Annotated in this window: 23 protein-coding genes and 1 tRNA gene; 10 read left to right on the forward strand and 14 right to left on the reverse strand. The window is 55.9% G+C overall.

All coding sequences use genetic code 11. The annotated features are described in order from the left end of the window. Window positions 1-71 precede the first annotated feature (71 nt). From ACH2ED_RS11565 to lhgO, 4 genes are all read right to left on the reverse strand, one after another. Entirely contained in the window at window positions 72-1,295 is a 1,224-nt protein-coding gene (locus tag ACH2ED_RS11565) for a hypothetical protein (protein ID WP_395091167.1), read from the reverse strand. Between the two features lie 55 nt (window positions 1,296-1,350). Then, a complete protein-coding gene (locus ACH2ED_RS11570) occupies window positions 1,351-1,701 on the reverse strand; it encodes a hypothetical protein (protein ID WP_395091169.1) in 351 nt (116 codons plus the stop codon). Window positions 1,702-1,704: 3 nt separating this feature from the next. Next, complete coding sequence (locus ACH2ED_RS11575; RefSeq protein WP_395091171.1) at window positions 1,705-2,025, reverse strand: hypothetical protein; 321 nt, start codon at window positions 2,023-2,025, stop codon at window positions 1,705-1,707. Window positions 2,026-2,113: 88 nt separating this feature from the next. Then, window positions 2,114-3,118 (reverse strand): L-2-hydroxyglutarate oxidase, encoded by a 1,005-nt coding sequence (lhgO, locus tag ACH2ED_RS11580; protein WP_395091173.1) that lies wholly within the window; start codon window positions 3,116-3,118, stop codon window positions 2,114-2,116. A 129-nt stretch (window positions 3,119-3,247) separates the two neighbouring features. Between lhgO and ACH2ED_RS11585 the strand changes: the two genes are divergently transcribed. Beyond that, window positions 3,248-3,625 (forward strand): MerR family transcriptional regulator, encoded by a 378-nt coding sequence (locus ACH2ED_RS11585; protein ID WP_395091175.1) that lies wholly within the window; start codon window positions 3,248-3,250, stop codon window positions 3,623-3,625. Here ACH2ED_RS11585 and ACH2ED_RS11590 read toward each other — a convergent pair. Beyond that, window positions 3,622-5,223 carry a YifB family Mg chelatase-like AAA ATPase gene (locus ACH2ED_RS11590; protein WP_395091177.1) on the reverse strand — a complete coding sequence of 534 codons (1,602 nt, stop codon included), beginning with the start codon at window positions 5,221-5,223 and terminating at the stop codon, window positions 3,622-3,624. The two genes, ACH2ED_RS11585 and ACH2ED_RS11590, sit on opposite strands and share 4 nt — an antisense overlap. Window positions 5,224-5,316: 93 nt before the next feature. Then, window positions 5,317-6,087 carry a creatininase family protein gene (locus tag ACH2ED_RS11595; RefSeq protein ID WP_395091179.1) on the reverse strand — a complete coding sequence of 257 codons (771 nt, stop codon included), beginning with the start codon at window positions 6,085-6,087 and terminating at the stop codon, window positions 5,317-5,319. Between the two features lie 36 nt (window positions 6,088-6,123). On the opposite strand from ACH2ED_RS11595, the gene ACH2ED_RS11600 reads away from it, so the two are divergent. From ACH2ED_RS11600 to ACH2ED_RS11610, 3 genes are read left to right on the forward strand one after another with little or no spacing between them, the layout of a single operon-like run. After that, window positions 6,124-7,053 (forward strand): LD-carboxypeptidase, encoded by a 930-nt coding sequence (locus ACH2ED_RS11600; RefSeq protein WP_395091181.1) that lies wholly within the window; start codon window positions 6,124-6,126, stop codon window positions 7,051-7,053. Window positions 7,054-7,078: 25 nt separating this feature from the next. After that, the gene (locus ACH2ED_RS11605) at window positions 7,079-8,590 is read left to right on the forward strand and encodes an amidohydrolase (RefSeq protein ID WP_395091183.1); all 1,512 of its coding nucleotides are present in this window, start codon (window positions 7,079-7,081) and stop codon (window positions 8,588-8,590) included. Further along, a complete protein-coding gene (locus ACH2ED_RS11610; protein ID WP_395091185.1) occupies window positions 8,565-9,947 on the forward strand; it encodes a hypothetical protein in 1,383 nt (460 codons plus the stop codon). The genes ACH2ED_RS11605 and ACH2ED_RS11610 overlap by 26 nt, the downstream gene beginning before the upstream one ends. 17 nt (window positions 9,948-9,964) lie before the next feature. Here ACH2ED_RS11610 and ACH2ED_RS11615 read toward each other — a convergent pair whose 3' ends face one another. The 3 genes from ACH2ED_RS11615 to ACH2ED_RS11625 all read right to left on the reverse strand — a co-directional run bounded on the left by ACH2ED_RS11615 (window position 9,965) and on the right by ACH2ED_RS11625 (window position 12,991). Beyond that, window positions 9,965-11,170, reverse strand: coding sequence for an EAL domain-containing protein (locus tag ACH2ED_RS11615; RefSeq protein WP_395091187.1), 1,206 nt, complete (start codon window positions 11,168-11,170; stop codon window positions 9,965-9,967). A 20-nt stretch (window positions 11,171-11,190) separates the two neighbouring features. Next, entirely contained in the window at window positions 11,191-12,474 is a 1,284-nt protein-coding gene (gene hisS / locus ACH2ED_RS11620; RefSeq protein ID WP_395091188.1) for a histidine--tRNA ligase, read from the reverse strand. Window positions 12,475-12,667: 193 nt separating this feature from the next. Beyond that, entirely contained in the window at window positions 12,668-12,991 is a 324-nt protein-coding gene (locus ACH2ED_RS11625; RefSeq protein ID WP_395091189.1) for a hypothetical protein, read from the reverse strand. Window positions 12,992-13,070: 79 nt separating this feature from the next. On the opposite strand from ACH2ED_RS11625, the gene ACH2ED_RS11630 reads away from it, so the two are divergent. Next, window positions 13,071-14,339 (forward strand): MFS transporter, encoded by a 1,269-nt coding sequence (locus tag ACH2ED_RS11630; protein WP_395091190.1) that lies wholly within the window; start codon window positions 13,071-13,073, stop codon window positions 14,337-14,339. Next, window positions 14,336-15,046 carry a DUF2993 domain-containing protein gene (locus ACH2ED_RS11635; RefSeq protein WP_395091192.1) on the forward strand — a complete coding sequence of 237 codons (711 nt, stop codon included), beginning with the start codon at window positions 14,336-14,338 and terminating at the stop codon, window positions 15,044-15,046. Before ACH2ED_RS11630 ends, ACH2ED_RS11635 begins: the two co-directional genes overlap by 4 nt. A gap of 15 nt (window positions 15,047-15,061) precedes the next feature. Here the strand turns inward: ACH2ED_RS11635 and ACH2ED_RS11640 are convergent, their stop codons facing one another. The 5 genes from ACH2ED_RS11640 to ACH2ED_RS11660 all read right to left on the reverse strand — a co-directional run bounded on the left by ACH2ED_RS11640 (window position 15,062) and on the right by ACH2ED_RS11660 (window position 17,984). Beyond that, window positions 15,062-15,304 carry a hypothetical protein gene (locus ACH2ED_RS11640; protein WP_395091193.1) on the reverse strand — a complete coding sequence of 81 codons (243 nt, stop codon included), beginning with the start codon at window positions 15,302-15,304 and terminating at the stop codon, window positions 15,062-15,064. A gap of 33 nt (window positions 15,305-15,337) precedes the next feature. Further along, window positions 15,338-15,970 carry a hypothetical protein gene (locus ACH2ED_RS11645; RefSeq protein WP_395091195.1) on the reverse strand — a complete coding sequence of 211 codons (633 nt, stop codon included), beginning with the start codon at window positions 15,968-15,970 and terminating at the stop codon, window positions 15,338-15,340. Window positions 15,971-16,041: 71 nt separating this feature from the next. Beyond that, window positions 16,042-16,263 carry a hypothetical protein gene (locus ACH2ED_RS11650; protein WP_395091197.1) on the reverse strand — a complete coding sequence of 74 codons (222 nt, stop codon included), beginning with the start codon at window positions 16,261-16,263 and terminating at the stop codon, window positions 16,042-16,044. A 126-nt stretch (window positions 16,264-16,389) separates the two neighbouring features. Next, a complete protein-coding gene (locus ACH2ED_RS11655) occupies window positions 16,390-17,853 on the reverse strand; it encodes an alkaline phosphatase D family protein (protein WP_395091199.1) in 1,464 nt (487 codons plus the stop codon). Window positions 17,854-17,910: 57 nt separating this feature from the next. Continuing rightward, window positions 17,911-17,984, reverse strand: a tRNA-Pro gene (locus ACH2ED_RS11660). 43 nt (window positions 17,985-18,027) lie between these two features. On the opposite strand from ACH2ED_RS11660, the gene ACH2ED_RS11665 reads away from it, so the two are divergent. The 4 genes from ACH2ED_RS11665 to ACH2ED_RS11680 all read left to right on the forward strand — a co-directional run bounded on the left by ACH2ED_RS11665 (window position 18,028) and on the right by ACH2ED_RS11680 (window position 21,873). Continuing rightward, complete coding sequence (locus ACH2ED_RS11665; RefSeq protein ID WP_395091201.1) at window positions 18,028-18,912, forward strand: N-acetylglucosamine kinase; 885 nt, start codon at window positions 18,028-18,030, stop codon at window positions 18,910-18,912. 62 nt (window positions 18,913-18,974) lie between these two features. Further along, on the forward strand, window positions 18,975-19,694 hold the full coding sequence (locus ACH2ED_RS11670) for an SPOR domain-containing protein (protein ID WP_395091202.1): 720 nt from the start codon (window positions 18,975-18,977) through the stop codon (window positions 19,692-19,694). Continuing rightward, window positions 19,675-20,748, forward strand: coding sequence for a hypothetical protein (locus tag ACH2ED_RS11675; RefSeq protein ID WP_395091204.1), 1,074 nt, complete (start codon window positions 19,675-19,677; stop codon window positions 20,746-20,748). The genes ACH2ED_RS11670 and ACH2ED_RS11675 overlap by 20 nt, the downstream gene beginning before the upstream one ends. A gap of 3 nt (window positions 20,749-20,751) precedes the next feature. Then, the gene (locus ACH2ED_RS11680; RefSeq protein ID WP_395091206.1) at window positions 20,752-21,873 is read left to right on the forward strand and encodes an AAA family ATPase; all 1,122 of its coding nucleotides are present in this window, start codon (window positions 20,752-20,754) and stop codon (window positions 21,871-21,873) included. Window positions 21,874-22,001 lie beyond the last annotated feature (128 nt).

Consider the following 22,001-nt stretch of genomic DNA (forward strand, 5'->3'; position numbering starts at 1 on the left):
TCTCGACGGCTCTCCACCAGCGCCATAAAAATTCTCCACATAATATACTGAGGAACGGGTCACTCCAGCGATCAATCAATGTTTTTGACGAAGACTATAATGTGTAAAATGTTCGATTTTTTAATTTTTTTATATTTAGATAATATTGCTCGAATGTATTTAGAGTGTTCTTGTTGTCTTTCGTATTCAGATTTCAAAAGGTTGGTTTCTTTTGAATCGTTTTCGGATATGGAGTCATATGATGCGGTAGGTGAGTTTCTGCCCTCGCGAATTTTTTGTCTGATATTTCTTAATGGTATTGATATATCAAAAGAATTCTGTAAAGGAGTTGGTATATTCATCTGTAAAAAATTGAATATATTTTCTAGGTTAGGAGCATCTCCTAAAGACTTTGGTTCAATATTTATTTGGGATAAAATATTTCTTTGATTTAATCCATATGCGATACAAATACAGCGTACTAAGCGATCTTCAGAAATGTTTTCTTTTCCGAAAATACCGATGGGCTTATGATACATATCTTCATTCAGATTACATTTATATTTTTTTACCTCTGAAAATATTTGCCCTAAATTTACTTTAGATTCAGGGATACGAGCAAATTTAGTTTCATGAATTTTTGACGTATTAATATTTTTATCAGAAGGCAAAAATAGAAATTTCTCTTTTTTTCCGAAAATAGACTCAATAAAATAATCTGATCCATCATATAAGATATTATATTGATGGATTTTTTGTAAAATTGAATAATTGTATAATGCTTTATTGTAAATTTCTTGAATATATAAATGGAAAGCGCATTCTTGAAGGCATTTCTTTTGTTGTGAATTTAATTTATTAATAGGTATATCTATATTGAACTGTCCGGGTAATAACGTGACCATTTTACCTACTACTCGAATAATATTATCTGAGTCAGTAACGTTTGACCTGCCACCTAATAATGCTAAAGTATCGCAGGATTTTTTAAGGAAAAATAAACATTCTGAGTAACTTACGCATGGAAAATCTTTAGGGTTAGTATAATTTTTAAGAAAAATAAAAACATTATTATAAATAAATTTATTATCGCTATTGAGCAATAATTTAAGATCATATAATCTTGATATCAAAAATAAAGATTCTCTTAAATTGACTGAAATTGAATTTTTAATTGATTTTTGAGATAATAGCTTGCTATCGAAGGGGTAACCTTCGGTTATAATACAGATTTTAAATTTTTCTGAAACAAATGAAGATAATTTTTCAAAATCATTAATTATAGAACTAGTGATGGTTATCCTGTTTTCTTGCATCTTATTATTTCCCTTTGAAGGCTTACTTAATATGGAGATATAGTTATATTCTATTCTAAAATCCTGCAATTGATAAACTTGTGTTCACTGATGTATTTGATGTCGCTCCTATACTGACACCTGCGGTAGATTTTCCCCACGCTATAATAGTAATACTGGCAACCGGTAGACCTTCTTGATTTGTTACTCCGTTTGAGTAGGCATAAACTGATCCTAGACCTGTGAAGTAATAGTTCTGATCAAAACTAGTTGTTGGCAAAGAGTATGAAGAATGAAGACTATCCCCAAAAATATCCCAGAGTGAATTAGACGTATCAGGGTATTCACATGCACCGTTAGCGGCGGCTGTACGTATCCCTGATGCTGTCCCAATACTACCCTGGCAGCCTCCAAAGGCTGCAATCATACATTATGTTCCATTGCCCGGACCTACGTAGTAAAGAGTCCTCGTTACTCTAGCTTGAGCACTTGCGGAAATATTACCTTGCCAAAAAGGAGAAGTCTGCCGTCCCCCTGTGGTATTCGTATTTACTACAACTCCAAATTTATTAAAAATGTCATTAGAATCTGGAACACAAGTCGCTGTAGAACCTGGATTGAAAGATACTCTGTCATTAGGGTCTTGAGGCCAAACATTTATGGTTCCTGCTGAACCTGTCCAATCTGCACGAGATTGTGTGGAACAAAGAAAAATACTAAAAACACCAGTGATGACTAAAAAAGTTTTCATATGATTATCCTCAAACTGTTGTAATTAACACAAGGGAGTTGGGTTTTCCCCGAAAGAGTTGGGCACTATTGCCCGTCCGGCACTCCAACTAGACCTTTTGTGTTTTGTGATCGGTGAGAACACAATTGCCCTCGACAAAACGAGTGTATCTTATGCTCTTAAAAATCGTCAAGGGGGGCGACAAAAGAAGTTTAGATAATTTTACGAGGGCATAGGAAATACTTTTTTGTGCTGGCTTCGTGCGCGGCTCCATCTGAAAACCCGTCTCGGCGGCGTAGCCACGTCCCAGAAACGGGAAGCTCGGGTTTGGGACGGGGTAGATCAGCCCCCGCACGAGCGAGCGGCGCTCCGGGATCAGCTCGTAGTACTCGCCGCGAAAGGGAATAATCTTGGCACGTGGGGAAACGCCGCCCAGGGCCGCGATACGGTCGCTGTAGAGACCGCCACAGTTGATCAGAAAACGCGCTGGAAAGTCTCCCTGCGTCGTCTGAAGTGTGACGGAATCGCCTTTCTTGACGATGCCCAGTAGCTTGGTCTGTAGTCGTAGCTCCGCACCCTGCTCGGTGCCAAGGCGGGCGAGTGTCTGAGCTACCTGCTTGTAGTCAATGATTCCTGTGCTGGGTACATGAAGCGCCGCGACTCCCCGAACATGGGGCTCGTGCTCTTGAAGCTGCTTAGGAGTCAGCCGACGAGCGAGGATGCCGTTTGCCGCAGCGCGCTGCTCTAGAGCCTCCAGGCGCGGTAGTTCGTCGGGGTGAGCGGCGACAATGACTTTCCCACAGAGCTCATGTGTAACTCCGTGTGCTTCGCAAAATGCGACCATGCTCCGCGCCCCTGCGACCGCCATGCGTGTCTTGGCGCTCCCGGGCTTGTAGTAAATACCCGAGTGGATCACACCGCTGTTATGACCCGTCTGGTGCGCGGCCCAGTCACTCTCTTTTTCGATCAGCAGAAGGCGGGCTTTGGGGTATGTCTGGCCAAGCTGGTAGGCGGTGGCAAGACCAACGATTCCCCCGCCGATAATGGCGTAGTCATACGGAGTGGACAGGCGCTTTGATTTACTAGCTTCCGTTCGCTTTCCAGCGATAGGCATGGGAAAAGAGTCGCTCCTTTGTCACCAATTTACCATTTGAGAGTTGTGTCCGTAAAGATAAATTTACGGACACTTAATGCTCGCTTGTTTAATTTGCGCAAAATCGTATTGATATGCTATAATCATAGCATGACAATGCGCGAAATCGCACGACAATGCGAATTACCAGAAAGCACTCTGCGAGTCTGGCGAGATGAGTTTGAGGCGTTTCTGCCCGCGATTGGGGAAGGGAAACGCCGCCGCTACCCCGAAACGACCCAGGAGCTACTGCGGCAGGTTGTCGGCTGGAAGAAAGCGGGAATGCCCTCGGAGCAGATTCGCAGTGAGCTGGCAAGACGTGTCACCCCCAAAGAGAGAGGCCAGCGACGAAACACGGAGAGCCAGCTCGATGAGCTACTCGCCCTGGTGCGAGCGCAGGGCAGCGAGCTTGCCGCTCTCCGAGCCGAAGTGGGGGAGCTGCGACGGCAAGCAGGGCAGCAGGGTAAGCCACAGGCGTTTGAAAACTAACGCCAGAACTTGCGATCCAGTGTCCGGTACTGCACCGCCTCCGCAATATGGGCCACGCCAATACTCTCTGAATCCACGAGATCCGCGATCGTCCGGGCAACTTTCAAGATACGGTCGTAGGCGCGTGCCGAGAGCTGCATGGCCGTGATCGCTGCGCCGAGAAGCGATTTTGCCTCTGGTTCCATAGTGCAGTGACGCTGGAGCTGGCGAGAGCTCATGTGCGCGTTGCAAAAAATACTGGCACGGGGTGACCAAGCCGACACTTTTTCCTCAGGTGTGGTCGGACTTACGGGCGGGCGTTCTAGCTCCCGGGCGAACCGCTGGCGCTGGGTCTCTCTCGCTCTTTCCACACGCGTGCGAATCGCCGCCGAGGTCTCCCCAGCAGGCGGTGCCGTGAGTTCGTCATGGGGAAGGCGCGGGACTTCGATATGGATGTCTATCCGGTCTAAAAGTGGACCCGAGACACGGCTAAGATACTTCGCGACCGTTTGCTGGGAGCAGGAACAAGCGCGGACGGAGTCACCAAAGAAGCCACAAGGACACGGGTTCATTGCCGCCACCAGAGTGAAACGCGCCGGGTAGGTCAGCGAGGCCGCAGCGCGGGCAATTGTCACGTGACCGTCTTCGAGCGGCTGACGCATCACTTCCAGCACATCGCGGTTGAATTCGGGGAGCTCGTCCAGAAACAAAACGCCAAAGTGCGCCAGTGAGACTTCCCCAGGGCGGGGGATACTGCCTCCGCCCGTGAGCCCCGCGTTGGAGATCGTGTGGTGGGGGGAACGGAACGGGCGCTCCGTCACGAGTGCGGCACCGCTGGCAAGCTTGCCGGACACCGAGTAAAGTTTGGTGACCTCTAGCGCCTCCTCCACCGAGAGCGCGGGCAAAATTGTCGGGAGCCGCCGCGCCAGCATGGTCTTACCCGCCCCCGGTGAGCCCAGCAAAAGAACATTGTGCCCACCCGCCGCCGCCACCTCTAGGGCGCGCTTCACCTGCGCCTGGCCTTTGACGTCTGAAAAATCCACATCGCTGCTGGCACGGTGCGCCAAAATTTTCTGAGGATCTTCCCGAACAGGAACAAAGAACTTGGGCTCATTGAGGATTTCCAGCACCTGTGCCAGCGAGGTCACGCCAAAAACATCCACCTCACCTACAATTGCCGCCTCACGGGTATTTGCTTCGGGGACGATTAGCCGCTTGCGCCCGCTCTGTCGTGCCCAGAGCGCCAGGGGCAAGATTCCAGAAACGGGCCGCACCGCTCCATCCAGACCCAGCTCTCCAATAAACACAGTCTCCAGAATCTGCTCCGGGGCAAGCTGCTCGGTTGCCACGAGCAGGCCGATGGCGATGGGCAGATCGAATGCGGGCCCCGCCTTTCGAATATCTGCCGGAGCGAGGTTGACGATGATGCGCTTCTCATACGGGAAGCGCAGGCCGCTGTTACGAATCGCGGCGCGTACCCGCTCCCGACTCTCCTGAACCGCCGCATCGGGTAGCCCGACAATGGTAAAGCTCGGAACGGTGCCCGAGACATTGACCTCCGCACGCACGCCGTAGGCGTCCACCCCAAAAATCGCTGCCGACTCAACTACTGCTAGCATTTTTCTTCTCACCTTTTGTTTTAGATTCGTTTGTAAAACGGGTGAGAAGGGGCGAATCTAACAAAACGGTGAAAATATATTTTCGAATTGCCTCTAAACGAGGTTGGGCCAGCCTGAAAACTCTTTCACAAAACGGACGATGACATCGGTTGCCGTCTGGATAAGAAGCTCGCCTTTCTGCGGCGTCGCTTCGTCGGGGAAGCCAAAGGCCCCCGTCTCGCTGCCTTGCTCCATTGTCCGAAGTACGGCCAGACGGTTATTCTTGATATGATCCGGGCTCCAGAACTCAGAACCAATATCGCGACGTGCCGCCGGGCGAGGGTCTTTGACCAGCTCCGGGTGCGTCACTTGGATCACGCTGGTCTCCCACTCGCAGGCATGAATCACTTTTTTCTGCACCAGTCCGAGCGCCGCCAGCTCAGGTAGTGCGATCTCAAACCAGGACCCCACACAGACAAAGATCTCGGGCAGCGCTTTACGGTGGCGTAGCTGCACGTCCAGAAGCGCCGACTGGGCGGGAACGATATTACCCGCGTGGGAGTTCAGAAAAAAGAGCTTGCGGAAGCCCGCCGCGATCAGGCTCTCGGCCATGTCCTCGATCACGGCACGGTAGGTCGCTTGCGAGAGGCTGATGGTGCCTGGGAAGCTCAAATGGTGGTGGCTCGCGCCCATCCAGAGCATCGGGGTAAAGAGTGCGCAGTCCTCGGTTGCCGCCTCCACACGCCGCGCGATCTCGCCGCCAATCAGGGCATCGGTGAGAAGAGGCAAGTGGTGTCCGTGCTGCTCCAGTGCGCCAACCGGGCAGACCACGACCCGCCCCGTTAAATCGCCTATCTCTGTCCAGTTTCTTTCGCCAAGTTGCATGGGGGGCGTTTCGGCAAAACTTGGTACAATTCCTCTATGATCTGGCCCCGTCCTCTCCGCCCCGGTGGCACCATCGGTCTCTGCTCGCCCGCGGGCGCGTCCCCGGCGGGCGCGGTGGAGCGCGGCGCTGAAGCGCTTCATCGGCGTGGTTATTCTGTTGTGATTGCCCCGAATGCCACTGCCCAGCACCCGGACTGTGACTATCTTGCGGGAACGGAAGCGCAGCGCCTCAGCGACCTCAACGGCCTGATACGCGACACCGATATTGATCTGATTCTGACGGCACGCGGCGGCTACGGTGCGGGTAAGCTTTTAGAGGGCATTGACTACGCCGCCTTTCGCGCCGATCCCAAGCCGCTGGTCGGGTACTCGGATATCACGGCACTGAATCTTGCCCTGGCGAGCCGGGGAGTTATTTCCTTCTCCGGCATCATGGCAACGGCGGGTGATGGCTTCGGGGAGGACACGCTCGACCCTTTCTCGGAAGCGAGCTTCTTCCAGGCCGTCGCGCAGGAGAGTTTTGTCTTCACGCAGCCCGATGACGCGCCGCTCACCGTGCACCGTGGCGATAGCTGCCTCACGGGGCCGCTCTTTCCCGTCTGCCTGAGCCTGCTGGAGTCGCTGCTCGCCACGCCGTATGTGCCGGATTTTACGGGCGCACTGCTTCTCATCGAAGATGTCTATGAGGAGCTCTACGCCGTGGATCGCGCGCTCAATCAGCTTCGGCTCACGGGAGTGCTTGAAAAGCTCAGCGGCATTCTGATAGGCTCCTTCAATGGCTTCAAGGACGAGCGCGACGAGATTCTTGCACGCGGTGTCCCACGGCTCGCCCTCGAAGCCGCCCCAGCGCACGTCGCTGTTGTCTCAGGCTTCGTCTACGGCCATATTCCCCGCCGCTTCACGCTCCCAGTAGGAGCCATGACTGCGCTAGATTGTGGCGCTGGTCAGTTAAAAATTACGCGCTAAGCACGCCGCTAGGTACAATTCTTACATGACCGTTTTTTGTAATGCATCGGTTCGCACAATGATCACGCCCACTGACCGAGCCGAGGCTTTTGTGATCGCCGACGGGAAGTTTGTCTTTGTTGGGAGCACTGCCGACGCGCAAGCCTTTGCGGGCACCGATGCGCCTGCCGTAGACCTCGCGGGAAAGACGGTTGTGCCGGGCTTTTGCGACTCGCACTTGCACCTGTTTATGTTCGGCGCGGGTCTGCTACGCACGGCGAATCTGATGGGAAGTGCCTCGCTGGAGGAGCTTCTCTCGCGACTTGCGGATCATGCTGCGCACTACGACGGCCCCTTTCTGCTGGCACGAGGCTTTGATCAGAGCAAGCTCCATGAAAAACGCTTTCCGACCCGCGCGGAGCTGGATGCAATTTCTCCGACTCGACCGTTATTTGTCACGCGCGTCTGTGGCCATGCGATGGTGGTGAACTCGGCAGCACTCGCGCTTGTCACAGAGGCCGAGCGCACCGCTGGAGACCCCGAATCAGGGCTCTACACCGAGACCGCGATAACGCCCTTCTACACGCTTGTGCCGCCTCTCACCGAAACCGAGGGAGAAAACGCCGTCCTACGGGCTTGTGCCGTCGCACTGAAGACGGGGATCACGAGCATCGGGACATTGCTCGACACACCGGAGCAGCTGGGAGCCTATACCCGGCTGCATCGCCGAGGCCAGCTCCCGATTCGCGTGACGGGGATGCCGCCGCAAACAAGCTGCGACACGCTCCATGCCCACGGAATCGGCACGACGTTTGGCGATGCGTGGCTAAAATTGGGCGGCGCAAAGTTTTTCTCCGATGGTTCGCTCGGAGCCTACACCGCCCTCATGGCCGAACCCTACGACGCCACGGGAGAGTGCGGCACGCGTATCTACGACCCCGAAGTGCTGAAAGCACGCTGCGCGGAGCTTCAGGCCAAAGGCTTCCAGATCGTGATTCATGCCATCGGGGATCAGGCGGTGCGCGAGAGCCTAGAGGCAATTGAGTTTGCGCTGAGCCAGAGCGAGCAAGACAACACGTTCCATCGCCACCGAATCGAGCATGTTTCTCTCTTGCCGCCGGACTTGTTAGAGCGCATGGCGAAGCAGAAAATTATCGCCGCCATCCAGCCACAGTTTGTGACATCGGACACCTGGACGGGCGAGCGAGTGGGGGACGAGCGTGCGAAACAGGCCTACCCGTTTGAGGCGATGCGCGCCGCCGGAATCCCACTCGCGCTGGGCTCGGACTGCCCTGTAGAGACCCTCGACGCGTTTTTATGCCTCCATGCCGCCGTCAACCGCCATCCCTGGAGTCCTGAGGGCGGCCTCTCCGTGGACGATGCGCTCTACGGCTACACGGTCGGGAGCCACTACGCGCTTCATAACGATCAGTATCTTGGCAGGATCGCACCGGGCTACCTCGCCGATTTCGTCGTACTTTCGGACGCGCCCACAGCCGAAAACCTTATCGCCTTGAAAGCGGAGCAAGTCTATGTCGCGGGCCAAAAAGTGGGGTAGAGCGGTACTTCTTACCGCAGGACTGACGCTTCTGGCAGGCGGGGGCTGGATTCTGTGGCTCCTGGGCGAGCGCGATAGCCGCCTGCCGAAGCTGGCGCTGACCCTGGTGCAGGAGCGGCGGAAAGCGCGAGCGGCGGGGCTCCCCCTATCATTTGCCGAGCTGCCAAAGCGACCACAGCTTGCCGAGAAAGACAACGCGGCACCTCTCTACCGAGAGGCAGTGAACCTGTTGCCGGATTGGACGACTGAAGATCGCCGGGCACTCCAGCGGTTACACGTACCCACCACAGAGATCAGCGACAGCGATGCCGAGCGGATTGGAGCGCTTCTGAAAGCGGCAGCTCCCGCACTGAAAAAGCTAAAGGAGGGGGCGCAGCGTGCCCACTGTGATTTTGGCTGGCACGGGAAGCTCACCGAGGAGGAGTGGAAGCGGCGGCGGGAGATCCTGCTCGCTGCTGACCGTCTGGCACAGCTCCTTCAGGTCTATGCACGCGATAATACGGCGGCGATTCCGTTGGTGCAGCAGTTTACCCGCCACCTCACCGAGGAGTCCGGCCTCTTAGTCTGGTACAGCCGTGCCTACCATACAGATCTTGCTGCACGTGCTCTGTTTCGAATGGTACACACTCAGCCCGAAAGACGCGCCGAAGCCGAACGACTCTGGACGGAGTGGAGTGTTCCCTCGGGCATTCTCAAGCAGATGTGGCAGCTTCAGTGTGTCAAAGAGCAGACCGATTCCCAGCGTAGCCGTCGCAAGGTTTATAAGCCAGAAGACGAGCCTTTTTTAGACTACAATCCTCTCTGGCGGGAGCTGGATCGGCTAGATCATCGGCTGGGCTGGAAGCTCTACGCCGACGCGTCCGAGGTAATCAACCTGCGCTACTGGCAGGAGGTAAAGCGCGTGCTGGAACCCCTCCCAGACGACGATTTGTGGGCTCAGTACCAGGCGCTGAAGCAATTGGACGCGGACGAAGACAAGCGCGGCAAGGCCTACGCCGGGTATTGGTTTCCCCAGCGCTACAGTGGGATTGCCGCGCAGTTTGTCATGGCGCAGCTTTCCTATCAGATGCGGTGGGTAGCTCTGGCGGTGGAGACCTACGAACAAAAACACGGTAAGCGCCCCGCACGACTGGAGGATCTACCGATCGGCACTCCCCTGACCGATCCGTTTTCGGGGAAGCCATTTCTCTGGAAGAGCGCACTTCTCTACAGTGTCGGGGTGGACGAAAAAGATAATGGGGGAGATCCTCGTCAAGATATTGTGATCAGCCTGGATAAAGAGCTGGCTCAGCCGAGCCTGCGCAGCCGACGGAACACACTACGTCGCCCTGGGAGGACATCCAGCGCACTAGAATAAGAGAGGTTGGGGGGAGATTATGCCGCTTTCTTGTACGGTGACTCGGGGAGGCGGTAGCTGCCGGAGCGGAGGATTTCGTCGAGTGCTTCGGCAGCAAGCGGGCGCGAGTAGAGATACCCTTGCTGGAGCTGGCAGCCTTCCTTCTGGAGCCACTGCGCTTGCTGCGGAGTCTCAACGCCATCCGCGATGACCGTTAGCTTGCAGGCACGCCCGAGCTCCAGCAGACGATGGGCTTTTTGGGAACTCTCGGGGGCTTCCAAGTCCTGGACGAGCGAGCGAGCGAGTTTTAGATAGCCCAAAGGGAGGGATGCCAGCTGGGCACTATCAAGCGGTTCTAGCCCGGCGTTATCTATGCCAATGTGAAAACCGCGCTCGGCCAGCGCACGCAGGCCCGGCTTAAGAGAAGTGGGATGGGTCAGCGCGGACTCGGGGAACTCTAGTAAGAGAGTTGCATCAGGCAGGCTCTGGGCAAACTGAGGGTCGAGGAGCTGGCGGGTGGAGAGGTTGAGAGCGAGCGGCAAGTGGACATCGGCGGTGGCCCAGAGTGCCTGTTGTGCCGCCGCTGCGCTCGCAGTCCAGTGCCCGACTGCTCCCATGAGATTTGCCTCTTCCGCCACGGAGAGAAACTTTGCCGGGAAGAGAAGCCCTTGCTGGGGGTGGCGCCAGCGCAGAAAAACCTCCGCACTGACCAGGCGGTGCTGAGTGGGGATCACCTGGAACTGGTAGGCCAGGGTGAACTGGTTCTGCGCTAAAGCACTCTCAATATCTGCGGCGGTGATATTACTGATTCGGCGACGGAGCAAGCGCGGGTTACTTGTCGGAGCGGGCTCTGGTGTGGGAAACACGATGGTCTCAGCCGAAGGCAGAATCGAGAGTATCCCGATCACTTGGTTGCCCTCCGCACTGGCTTCCTCGTGGATTGTATGGACGATTCCTCGCTGATCTCGGCACCGGAAGCGGTTCTGAAAACGCACATCTCTATGCCGGAACGTCGCATGGCGGGCTTGGAGATCGTCAGGGAGAATGGCGGCGTGAAAGGCAGCGCCGTAGGAGGTTTCCAGACTGAGTGGTAGGAGCGCTTGCGCACGCTCGGGCTGGGCAATTTCAAAGTGGGTGAGCAAACCGGTTTCGGGGTCACGCTCGGCAACATACGCAAACGAGCGGGTTGCTGCCAGAAGGCGAGCGAGCAACAACCCTAATTTGTCGTCTGAGAGAGCAGTCATACTCCCTTGATCTTTGGTTCTTACCCAGAGATTTTAGAGAGGCAGGTTGCCAGCGCCTCTAGCGCGACACTTTGCTGGGTCTTGGTGGCCATGTCGCGAACCGTCGCCACCCCCTGAGCCAGCTCATCGTCGCCCAGGATCACGGCAAAGCGCGCGCCACACTGATCGGCTTGCTCTAGCATCACCTTCATTCGTCGGCCCGTGTAGTCCATGTCGCAGGCGATTTGTGAACGACGAAGCGTGGCCAGCAGCGGGACGCAGGCCGCGCGCGCTGCCTCACCAAGCGGGCACAGAAAGGCATCTAGGCCCACGGCTTCTGGCAGAGCCGCGCCGGTTTCTTCGAGAGCCAGCAACACCCGCTCCAGTCCTAGGCCAAAACCAATGCCGGGTGTGGACGGCCCACCAACGGCCTCGATCAGGCCATTGTAGCGTCCGCCACCCCCCAGAGCTTTGTCGCCCAAAACAGTGGATTGGATCTCAAAGACCGTGTGCGTGTAGTAATCGAAACCACGCACCAGGCGCGGGTCTTCGTCGTAGGCCAGGCCCATCGCTTCCAAATAGCTCTTGACAGCGGCGAAGTGTGCTTGGCTGGCCTCATCAAGATAATCGCTGAGCACTGGAGCGCTGGAAAGAAGCTCCAGATCCTGTGGTTCTTTGGAGTCCAGCATCCGTAGCGCATTTTGCTCGTAGCGACGGCGGTTGTCCGCGCTCATCTGAGGCAGCAGCGGCTCCGCCCAGGCACGCAGCGCAACCACATAGGCCGCCCGGCTCTCGGGGGTGCCGACGGTATTAAGCTTGACTTTCATATCGCGGAGCCCGAGCCGCACGTAGAACGCACAAGCCAGCGCGATCACCTCGGCATCGGCCTCAGGACCCGCCGCGCCAAGCAGCTCCGCACCCGCCTGGTGGTGCTGTCGGTAGCGGCCTTTCTGGGGACGCTCGTAGCGAAAGTTCGGGCCGATATAGAAAAGCTTGCCCACAGGGCGCTCGATATACAGACGATTGGTGACGTAGGCCCGCATGACGCCCGCAGTGCCTTCCGGGCGGAGAGTCAGGCTATCGCCACCCTTGGTCTCGAAATCAAACGTCTCTTTAGCGACAATATCGGTGCCTTCCCCCACAGAGCGGTGGATAAGCTCGTGCGACTCAAAGATCGGAGTACGGATCTCAGCATAGCCGTGGAGGCGGCAGAGATCCCGGAAAGTTGCCTCAAGCCACTGCCATTTTTCAGAATCTTGAACGGCTGACCGGCCCGGGGCCGGGGGGAGGATATCATAGGTGCCTTTTGGGGGGGCATAGCGCATGGTGCCTATTATATCGCCGCACTCAAGGTATTTGTTTAGTGTGCACCCTCAGCATGGTCAGGTTTACCATCGTGATCGTGGTCATGATCGCTAAATGTCTGAACGTTCTTACTATTTAACACGCTGACTGCGACCAAGCTTCCGATTGATAAAATCAACAGTGCGACAATCCAGAGGGGAAAACCAGGCTTTTTCATGAATTTCTTTTTCCTTGTTCAATAAGATCCTTCAGGTCCTTGCGGCGCTGGGTATCTCTGGCAAACCCTTTACTCAGGCTTAAGCCAAGTATGCCACCGAGTAGCCCTAAGAGAACACTGGTTGTCCCGCGGTCTACCCCAAAGGATTTCTGCTCACCTTTTTTGAGGCCGCGAAAGATAGTTGCTTTCCCTGCCGTCTCGTCGGGAACAATAATTGGCTGAACAAAGAAGGCAACGGTGGAAAACGCGACGGCTCCAAAAATGATTCCCTGGAGCGAGGCTCGTCTTGCAATTTTTTTATCAATTCCTAGTTCATACATTGACAAAAGTATACCGCTCTCCTGTAAAACCTGTCGGCTCCCATTATCACGTTAGGGAGAGCATGATACAACAGTGGGTATGCGAAAGCGCTCTCACGATGCCACAGTCTCTGACGATGGTTTTAAGGCGGTGTTCCGCCCTATCTTGTTATTGGCACTGACGGTTTTTATTGACCTGCTTGGGTTTGGGATTATTTTACCCAACCTGCCTTTGTATATCAAGCAAGCCGTTGGCCACAGCGACGGTAATGCTGCTTTTACGGGAGGGCTTCTGGCGGCCTCTTACTCCCTGGCCCAATTTATCTGTGCGCCTTTCTGGGGGCGCTACTCAGATCGGGCTGGTAGGCGGCCTGTGATCTTGCTCTCTTTGCTGGGAGTGGGAGTCGCCTATATCTTCTTTGGGCTGGCGAATGGGAGCCTCGCGATGCTCTTCGCGGCTCGTCTACTGGCTGGGGTGCTCTCGTCGGCATCCATTGGCGTGGCCTTTGCCTATGTCGCCGATGTGACGACTCCCCAGAACCGCGCGAAGGGGCTGGGGCTGCTCGGAGCCTGCTTCGGCCTTGGGTTCATGATGGGACCTGCGATTGGAGGTATTTTGGGGAAAGTCAGCCTTTCCTTGCCCGCATTTGTGGCTGCGGGAATGGCTCTGTTGAATTTCGCCTTTTCCTATCGGATGCTCCCCGAATCCCTGACGGCGGAGGAGCGTGCTCGCCTCAATGCCCCGGATCGCCCTGGGTTAAGTGAGCAACTTCGCAAAGTTTTAAGTGGCCCCACTGTGGGGCTCTACTTGCTCTCGTTTATTTCGATCTTTGGATTTGCTGCTATTGAGCAAGCCTTCGGGTTCTTTCTGCTAGCACGTGGGATCGCCAATGACCAAAACTTGCCGGAGCGCTTTGGTTATATCATGGCGTTTGTCGGGGTTATCGGAGTCGTTGTTCAAGGAGGTCTCATTGGCCGCTTGGTGAGCAAGTTAGGTGAAGGGACGGTTGCTCGAGTCGGTATGGCGGTTCTGGTGCTTGGCTATATTGGCCTGACATTGCCCCGAGAGTGGGGCTGGCTGGTGTTCCTGCCCGCAATTCCCCTTTCTGCAGGCCGCTCAATGATGGGCCCGGCGATCTCGGCACTGATCTCGCGCAAGTCGAACCTTGGGCAGGGGCTGAATCTGTCGGTACAACAGTCTTTTGATGCACTCGCACGAACGGTCGGACCACTGACGGCGGGCTGGCTCTTTAAAACCTACGGACCAACGATGCCCTACTATTTTTCGGCAGGGCTTACCGTTCTCGCACTTGTGATCACGATTGCCCTCCCTCGAATTCTGGCACCGCCTACTCCAGAGGCTGAATGAAACGTATCGCGCTTTGTTTCGCGCTGGCACTTTTGTGCTGCTGTGCGCGGCCTGGTGAAAAGAAAGCCGAGCGTGCGGTGGAGGAACTACTGCCAGAGTATCTTGGAGCTGCGCAGAGCTACAGCGCCCGCGTCAAAGCCGCAAGCCTTGGGGCACTGATGCGAGGACGAGTTCGCACCGTGACAATTATCGGGCGCGGAGTCCATCTTCTGCCGGAGTGTACTGTGGCGGAACTACGCATCGAGGCCGCAGAAATCGAAGTAGATAAAGGGAGCCAGAGCCTTAAGAGTGTGGGGGAGGCGCACTTTTTTGCACGGATCGAGGAGAAAGAACTGGATCGTCTGGTTCGAACCCGGCGTCCCAAGCTGGCAGATCTGAAGATAGGGCTACGCGGCTCGCGCGTGAGTGTCCGTATTACGCCTGAGATTTTTGGCTATCCTACCGTTCCTGTACAGGTTGAGGGAAGTTTACTGGCTCGTAGCGGTGGTGCTGCGCTAGACTTTGAGCCGGATAAAGCACGCCTGTTGATCGTCCCCATTCCCAAGCCGGTCTTAGATTTTGTGGCGGAGCGCATCAATCCCGTGGTGGATTTCTCCGCGCTGAAGGCACCGATCCGCGTGGAGCGGGCGGATGTCGAGGGGGGATCGTTACTTCTGCGAGGTTACCTGCCCCCAGAACGGGTGACGGGGCTAGGGCTGGTGCGCTAGCGCCGCACTTTCGCGCTAGCGCCGCACTTTCGCAGGCTGTGGGACGGGCGGGGCAAACTGAACAAAGGCATCTCCGACAAAGCCAACAACGTAGAAGGCTACAATCGTGCACATAAAGCCAATCACACCTGCCCGGCGGCTGTCGCGTTTTAGGAAAAGGAAAAAAAAGAACGTTGCCGCGAAGGTGTAAGGGCGGTAGATACTATCCGTCCCGTAAAAGCGCTCGATATTTTCTGAAACAACTGGTGGCAGGGCCATACCTATAGTTTCGGTACGCCCTGCCTTAGATCTTTAGGCTGCCTTCACTACGCGGCGGCGGCCTCGTGCAGGAGCTGCCTCCTCTATCGTGGGAAGCTCTGCCTCACACTCCAGGCTGGGCAGTGCGGGTTGCGCTGCGTCAAGTACCGGTAACACCACTGTCATGGCCTCTTGTCGGCGACGGAAATTGACTGTTTCCCAGTCGCGGATATAGTCGAGAACGGTCTGAGCCAGCTTACGCGCCTCGAATTCGGGAAGCAGAAGTGTTAGGGAGTCTCGCACTTCGACCATTTTTATGCCTCCGCCCGTGAGCACCTCGCCATGGCCATTGTCTATTTTTAGAACAAAGGGCTGGCGGTACTTGGTGTCTTTGCGTAGTGCTAAAGTTCGTGCCTGGATACCATCATCATAGACAGTCCCTTTGTAGTCTGTCCATTCCTCAAAATTGCCGTAGAGAATGTCCCAGCATACCAGCTTAAAGTCCGTCGCATCGGCGTAGTGCTTCACACGAACAGTGGCTTTGTGATTCTCATCGAACTCCACTAAAGTAAACGCAATCTTGCTGCGCTTGGGCTCAAGAGAGAGCATCTCGCTGATATCGAGCACGCGGTCCCGCGTGACATGCTTAAAAACCTGGACGCGTGTCAGAACACCGGCGGTGGTCATATTGATATTGTTGCTAACGATCATGATCAAACCTCACTTCATCTTGCCTAATAGTCATCTAAATTATGGGGCTAGAGTGTTTTCTTGTAGCCACAGGAAGGGGTATCTCCCTGGCTTGCCCAGCACTCCCACTGGATCACATAGCCCTCGTTTCGCTTGTAGTACAGGTGCGAAACAAGCTCATCACCACACTCTGGGCACCGCCCACGCACCCACGCCGGATCGGGACGATCGGCACGACGTGCTCGGGCATCCGTGGCAGGAGATTTTCTGACTGTCAAAACCTGGCTCATCCTTTTCATACCTCCCGAAGGATTTCCCTTCACACAGGCACTCCTGGGACGATAGAAAAGGCGGAAAGCACCTATCAAAAATTATCACAGACCTCTGCGGTATCTATCAGTAGGCGTGAAACCTACTCATTCCGGTGCAAGGCGTGTTGTATGGAGCGAGTGCTGCGCGATATCTTTTAGCGTGACACTTAGCTCACCGGTTGCGGCGGTAATCTTGACCTCGCCAAAAAACTGGTGCCCCGCAGCGGGGCCACCCGTGCCCGCTTTTTGGAAGAGTACTTGGGGCCCAAAAGTATTATCGAGCTTGTTTGGCCCAAAGGTGCCCGCATGGATCGGGCCGGCGACGAACTCATGAAAGGGGAGGAATTCCTGGAACTGGGCCTTATTGGGATCGTAATAATGCGCCGCGCAGTAGTGAACATCCGCCGTAAGCCAGATCGTATTGTGCACTTTATTTTTCTTGAGAGAGGCGAGTAGGTTCGCAAGTTCTAGCTCACGGCCCCGCGCCAGACCGTCACCATTGGCGACTGCCTCAATAGTGCTCTTACCCTGATAGCTATCTCCCACGACAAGGCCCAGTGGCATGTCCGAGGCAATCACTTTCCAGAGTGCCCGGCTCCCCGCCAGCTCACGCTTGAGCCAGGCAAGCTGTGTGGCTCCCAGCAGCGCGGTATCGGGGCCGGAGGTGGCCTCTTTGCCCTCGGTGTTGTCTCCTCGGTAGGTGCGCATATCAATCATAAAGACATCAAGCAGCGGGCCGTAGGCGATCTTGCGGTAGACACGCCCCGGCTCGTCGGGGAACTCACGGATCGGCAGGTACTCCCGAAATGCCTGGTTAGCGCGTGCGGAGAGAAGGGCGGCGCTCTTAGTCTTATACCGTGGATCGTCGAGGATGCGGCCCGGAAACCAGTTGTTCAGTGTCTCGTGATCGTCCCACTGCACCAGCATCGGCACCTCGGCGGCAAACGCGCGGTAGTGGGTGTCGAGCAGATTGTAGGCGAAGTTCCCTCGAAACTCTGAAAGAGTCTCGGCTACCTTAGACTTGGCCTCTGTCACTACGTTCTTCCAGAGGGAGCCATCTGGGAGACGCACTTCCGACGACAAAATACCGTCTGCATAGATACAGTCCCCTGAGTTGATAAAGAAATCCGGCTTGCTGGCCCGCATCGCGCCGTAGCCCTTGAGGCCACCAAACGCTTCGTTGATGCCCCAGCCCTGGCCCACCGTGTCGCCAGTCCAGACAAACGTAATATCCCGCTTCTTCACAGGAGCGGTTCGGAGTCGCCCGATTAGGGGCGCACTGGTGGCTCGATCACTCTCAAGGCCGGTGAATGTCACGCGGTAGAAGACATCTTCCCCGGAGGGCAGCCCGGTCACGAGAAGCTTGCCTGTAAAATCAGAGCTCTCTAGGACGACCGGGCCGGGGAGCCGTCGAGGATTCAGGAACGATTCCGTAGCCGCCAGTTCGACCTGCATCCGTGCAGGCCGGTCCGCACGGCTCCAGATAATCGCGCTGTCAAACGAGATATCGCCGCTTTGTACACCGTGTGTTAGCTCAGGGCGATCCGAACGAATAAATGAGAGTTTCATGTTCTCACTATACAAACAAAAAAGGCTTGCTTCGGCAAGCCTTTGATAAATTATTAATCGGGGCGACAGGATTCGAACCTGCGACCTCTGCGACCCGAACGCAGCGCTCTACCAAGCTGAGCCACGCCCCGAAGCGGAAGGAATAGTATCATGCCGATGGTGAATCTGCAAGCGATGAAAACTTTTGTTGTGGGGATTGATGCGGGGGGAACCAGCGTCCGGCTACGCTGGAAAAATTTAGAGAGTGGGATCGAAGAACAAGCGAGCCTGCCTGCGGCTCCCGACGGGGGGCCAGAGCCCGCTCTCGAACTTTTACATCAAGTTCCGGGGGAGGTTGTGGCGCTTGTCGCCGGAATTACAAAGGTCAGTCGAGGAGAGACGAAAGCCGCTTGGGAGCGGGCGCTCGGAGCCGCTTGCCCTGCCGCAGTCGTAAATATAGTGCCGGATTTTGTGGTGGCGTTCCATGGGGCAGTACCGGAAGGAGTCGGGCTACTGTGCATTGCTGGGACGGGCTCGGTGATCTATGGTGAGAATAGGGCAGGAAAGCCGGTACGGGTCGGGGGGCGTGGCTGGGAGTACGGCGATGAGGGCAGTGGTGCCTATGTCACGGCGGAGCTCATGCGACGAACACTCCGTGCTTGCGATGGGCTCTGGCCCCAGACGCCGCTGACCCAGGCCGTCTGCACGACTCTCGAAACCGAGGATGCAGCCCTTCTGGGGGAGTGGGGGCGGCAGCGGGCGCTGACCTTCGGACGGGGCTTTCTGGTGCAGCTCGTCGCGACATCGGCACAAAATGGCGACGATGAAGCCAAGGGGCTCTTTACGGGCGCGGCGGGCTGGTTGGCTCGCTATGTCCGGGCTGCCCACGCGCAGCTCGACTTCGCAGACGGGGAGTGGGCGCGTGTTGCTTGTGTAGGGGGGATGTGGGAGCTGGGCGACTGGATGCGTCCCGCTTTTGAAATGCTATTGGCCCGGTGGTTGCCCGGTGTCGTCACAATAGCCCCTCAGGGCACACCCTGCGAGGGAGCGCTGCAACTGGCGGAACGCTCGGTGCTGTAACACGGTAGAATGAGCGGGTATCTTTTACTGAGGAGGTCGTAATGGACTCGGATAATCCCACATTGAAATGGTCCCTGGCAGCAGTTGGCGTCGTAGTGGTCTGCTTCTGCCTGGGGTATTTTGTCTTTGGTTCCAAGGGGGGCACCCCTGAAAATATTGTGGTGGCGACGCCGACCCCGGCGCCTCCCCCGAGCCTCCCGGTGACCATGGTGGATAATCATGGGCTTCAGGTTGAGGATATTACTGCGGAAAAGGAAGCGGATCGCAAGCGCAGAGAGGAAGCGGAAAAAGCTCGCCTCGCGGCGAAACTGAAGCTAGAGCAGGAGCAAGAGCAAGCGAAACTGGTCGAGCCGACACCTGATCCTGATGTGACAGCAACACCTGATCCTGATGCAATGCCGACACCCGATCCTGATGCAATGCCGACACCTGAACCTAAGACAACGATAAGTAATGACCCTGCAAAACCGGCAGGTGAAGCCAGCAAGCCCGAGGGAGAGAAGCCCAAACAGGAAATAGAGAAGCCCAAGCCTGGCGAGGAAAAAACGGCGTCTAAAAGCCTTTTTCGTGTGCGGGTTGGAGGGCCCAAAGCCTCCCGCGAGGATGCCGAAAAACTGATCGCTGAGCTGCGAGGGCAGGGCTACTCTCCCACCATTATTGCCGATCAGCGCAAGGGGAAGACGGTCTTTCACGTACAACTGGGAGCCTTTAGCGATGCCGCCGCCGCCGAGCGCCGGAAAAAAGAACTGGAGCGTAACGGTCATGATGTTAGCGTTCATTAGCCTGCTGAGCCTCACTTTAGTGCAGGCTCAGCCCCCAGCACCGCAGTTCCCCACATCCCCACTGGTGCGCCATACTTTTGCCACAACAGACGATGGCTGGTTGGGGATGGGAGATATTGCCAAGGTTAGCCGGACATCCCCACCGCAACCGACGCTTCACTTCGAGTACATGGTCAGCAAGACGAATCTCAATGCGCTCGTGCGACCGGTGGAGGCAGATGTCCTCAAAGGCGCACAGCGCCTTCACTTTGAGCTCAAGACCGATACGGACACTACGGTGGCCGTGACGCTCCAGGAAAAAGGTGGTGGGCGCTTTACGGCAGTGGCGACTCTCCCGAAAAACCTCTGGCAGGACATTGATCTGGGGCCGACTGATTTTACGCTGGGCAAGGATAAAAACGATCCCGCAGATGCAAATGGAAAGCTCGATATGGATAAAGTCGAGTCTGTTAGCCTAGTAGACCTACATGTGTTTTTTCTTCAGGCAGAGGGGGCACTTGCAACCGCACTCTTTCCTGGAATTGTGGCCGGCCCCCGGGAGCTCTGGCTACGCGAGTTCTCTGCCACGACAGCGCCTCTACCGGCAACCACACTCGATGGCCTGGCACGACCGCAGATCGGCTGGATGGGTGTCGGAGGACTGACCCTCCAGCGGGCCGTGATCGGAAGTCCGCTAACAGGACGAGCACTAGAAGCCACCTACACCGTTTCCCAAGGGAAGATCGCCGGGCTCCTGCGCACACTGCCGCTTGGTGCACTGACGGAGAAGACAAGCCTTAACTTGAGTGTCGCCGCGAAAAAATCAATGACCCTGCTTTTCCAATTAGAAGACGACCAGGGCGGCAAGTTTGATCTAACCGTTGAGGTGGCGGGCCTGCGTGCTGTCCGAAAGCTCTCGCTGCTGCTGAGCGATTTCAAGCCCTCGAACGAGAGCAAACGTGACAAAATTGATCTGGCGCGTGTCAAACAGGTGCTGATCCTGGATATCAGCGGCCTGCTGGAGAGTGTCGAGCAAAACAACACCCTCTGGCTGGCAAACCTGGAGGCAAAATAACACGTGACCCCTGAGGCAGAACTTCACTACACCCGAGGCCGGCTTCACTTACGCCGTGGCGAATCGCTGCTCCCCTATGCACAAGCGGCGAAAGAGATGCAGACGGCGCTTGAGAACTTTGAGAGAGCAAAACTACTTGAGCCGACAAACCCTGAGATTCACTACTGGATGGCCCATACCCTGCGCCACCTTGAACAGCCCGACCAGGCACTAAGCGCCGCACGTTTTGCCCTACAGAAAAATCCTAGGAACGAGGACTATGCCCGGCTCGTGCGGATGCTGGAGGGGGCAGAGACGTCGGTTGCCCCGACGCGCTCCGCGCCCCCGCTACGTAGCAATGGTGCTGCCCCAGAACCTCCAAAACCCGCGCTGACATGGGATGATATTGTCCTGCCCGCCAAGACCAAGCGCGAGCTGCGCCAGATGCAGCTTCTCCTCGAAAACCCCGCGCAGGCGCGCCGTCTTGGTGTGGATCCCCCCACGGGCCTCTTGCTCTACGGCCCGCCTGGCACCGGAAAGACAACCATTGCCCGCATTCTGGCGGCGCAGGCCAAGTCTAAGTTCTTCGCTACCAGCCCCGCTGAGGTGAATTCCATGTGGGTGGGGGAAGGGGAGAAAGCCGTCGCGAAGCTCTTTAACGAGGCGCGGCAGAGTGCTCCGGCAATTATCTTTCTGGATGAAGTGGATGCGCTGATTCCAAGCCGCGTCGGAGGGATGCACATGCCCTCGGACAAAGTGGTGAATCAGTTTCTCCACGAGATGGACGGCCTCACGCCGAACCAAGGACTCTTTGTGGTAGGCGCGACCAACCGACCCGATATGCTCGACCCCGCCCTGGTGCGTGGCGGCCGACTCTCGCGGCAGATCGAGATCCCGCTCCCGGATGAAGCTGCGCGCCGCCAGATTCTGGGGGTTTGTGTCAAACGCGCGATCATCGGCGACGATGTCAACTTAGATCGCCTTGCAACAGGCGCGGAGGAGTTCTCTGGTGCTGATCTACGGGCACTGGTGAACGAGGCAGGGATGCAGGCGCTGATCCGGCTCGCAGATGAAGGGGGGATCGAGGCCGTCACTATGGCGGACTTTGAGATCGCTCTGGAGAACATGGACAAGACCGAGGACTAGTTAGGCACACTGATTGTGCCTGGGTACCCTGGCAGGGCGAGCGCATCTAAATTCTGGGGATTATTTTGGGCCATAATAATGCATGGCCGACTCCAAAAAACGAAAAACACTTGCACTGATTTTCGTAG

The organism is Armatimonas sp. (genome assembly GCF_043757465.1).
Taxonomy (GTDB): Bacteria; Armatimonadota; Armatimonadia; order Armatimonadales; family Armatimonadaceae; genus Armatimonas.

Excerpts from the sequence above, each read along its gene's own strand:
- ACH2ED_RS11595 (WP_395091179.1), bottom strand. The coding sequence starts at position 6,087 with ATGCAACTTGGCGAAAGAAACTGGACAGAGATAGGCGATTTAACGGGG.
- ACH2ED_RS11590 (WP_395091177.1), bottom strand. The coding sequence starts at position 5,223 with ATGCTAGCAGTAGTTGAGTCGGCAGCGATTTTTGGGGTGGACGCCTAC.
- hisS (WP_395091188.1), bottom strand. The coding sequence starts at position 12,474 with ATGCGCTATGCCCCCCCAAAAGGCACCTATGATATCCTCCCCCCGGCC.
- ACH2ED_RS11625 (WP_395091189.1), bottom strand. The coding sequence starts at position 12,991 with ATGTATGAACTAGGAATTGATAAAAAAATTGCAAGACGAGCCTCGCTC.
- ACH2ED_RS11605 (WP_395091183.1), top strand. The coding sequence starts at position 7,079 with ATGACCGTTTTTTGTAATGCATCGGTTCGCACAATGATCACGCCCACT.
- ACH2ED_RS11630 (WP_395091190.1), top strand. The coding sequence starts at position 13,071 with ATGCGAAAGCGCTCTCACGATGCCACAGTCTCTGACGATGGTTTTAAG.
- ACH2ED_RS11635 (WP_395091192.1), top strand. The coding sequence starts at position 14,336 with ATGAAACGTATCGCGCTTTGTTTCGCGCTGGCACTTTTGTGCTGCTGT.
- ACH2ED_RS11610 (WP_395091185.1), top strand. The coding sequence starts at position 8,565 with ATGTCGCGGGCCAAAAAGTGGGGTAGAGCGGTACTTCTTACCGCAGGA.
- ACH2ED_RS11640 (WP_395091193.1), bottom strand. The coding sequence starts at position 15,304 with ATGGCCCTGCCACCAGTTGTTTCAGAAAATATCGAGCGCTTTTACGGG.
- ACH2ED_RS11615 (WP_395091187.1), bottom strand. The coding sequence starts at position 11,170 with ATGACTGCTCTCTCAGACGACAAATTAGGGTTGTTGCTCGCTCGCCTT.
- lhgO (WP_395091173.1), bottom strand. The coding sequence starts at position 3,118 with ATGCCTATCGCTGGAAAGCGAACGGAAGCTAGTAAATCAAAGCGCCTG.
- ACH2ED_RS11575 (WP_395091171.1), bottom strand. The coding sequence starts at position 2,025 with ATGAAAACTTTTTTAGTCATCACTGGTGTTTTTAGTATTTTTCTTTGT.
- ACH2ED_RS11665 (WP_395091201.1), top strand. The coding sequence starts at position 18,028 with ATGAAAACTTTTGTTGTGGGGATTGATGCGGGGGGAACCAGCGTCCGG.
- ACH2ED_RS11675 (WP_395091204.1), top strand. The coding sequence starts at position 19,675 with ATGATGTTAGCGTTCATTAGCCTGCTGAGCCTCACTTTAGTGCAGGCT.
- ACH2ED_RS11585 (WP_395091175.1), top strand. The coding sequence starts at position 3,248 with ATGACAATGCGCGAAATCGCACGACAATGCGAATTACCAGAAAGCACT.
- ACH2ED_RS11570 (WP_395091169.1), bottom strand. The coding sequence starts at position 1,701 with ATGATTGCAGCCTTTGGAGGCTGCCAGGGTAGTATTGGGACAGCATCA.
- ACH2ED_RS11650 (WP_395091197.1), bottom strand. The coding sequence starts at position 16,263 with ATGAGCCAGGTTTTGACAGTCAGAAAATCTCCTGCCACGGATGCCCGA.
- ACH2ED_RS11600 (WP_395091181.1), top strand. The coding sequence starts at position 6,124 with ATGATCTGGCCCCGTCCTCTCCGCCCCGGTGGCACCATCGGTCTCTGC.
- ACH2ED_RS11565 (WP_395091167.1), bottom strand. The coding sequence starts at position 1,295 with ATGCAAGAAAACAGGATAACCATCACTAGTTCTATAATTAATGATTTT.
- ACH2ED_RS11645 (WP_395091195.1), bottom strand. The coding sequence starts at position 15,970 with ATGACCACCGCCGGTGTTCTGACACGCGTCCAGGTTTTTAAGCATGTC.
- ACH2ED_RS11655 (WP_395091199.1), bottom strand. The coding sequence starts at position 17,853 with ATGAAACTCTCATTTATTCGTTCGGATCGCCCTGAGCTAACACACGGT.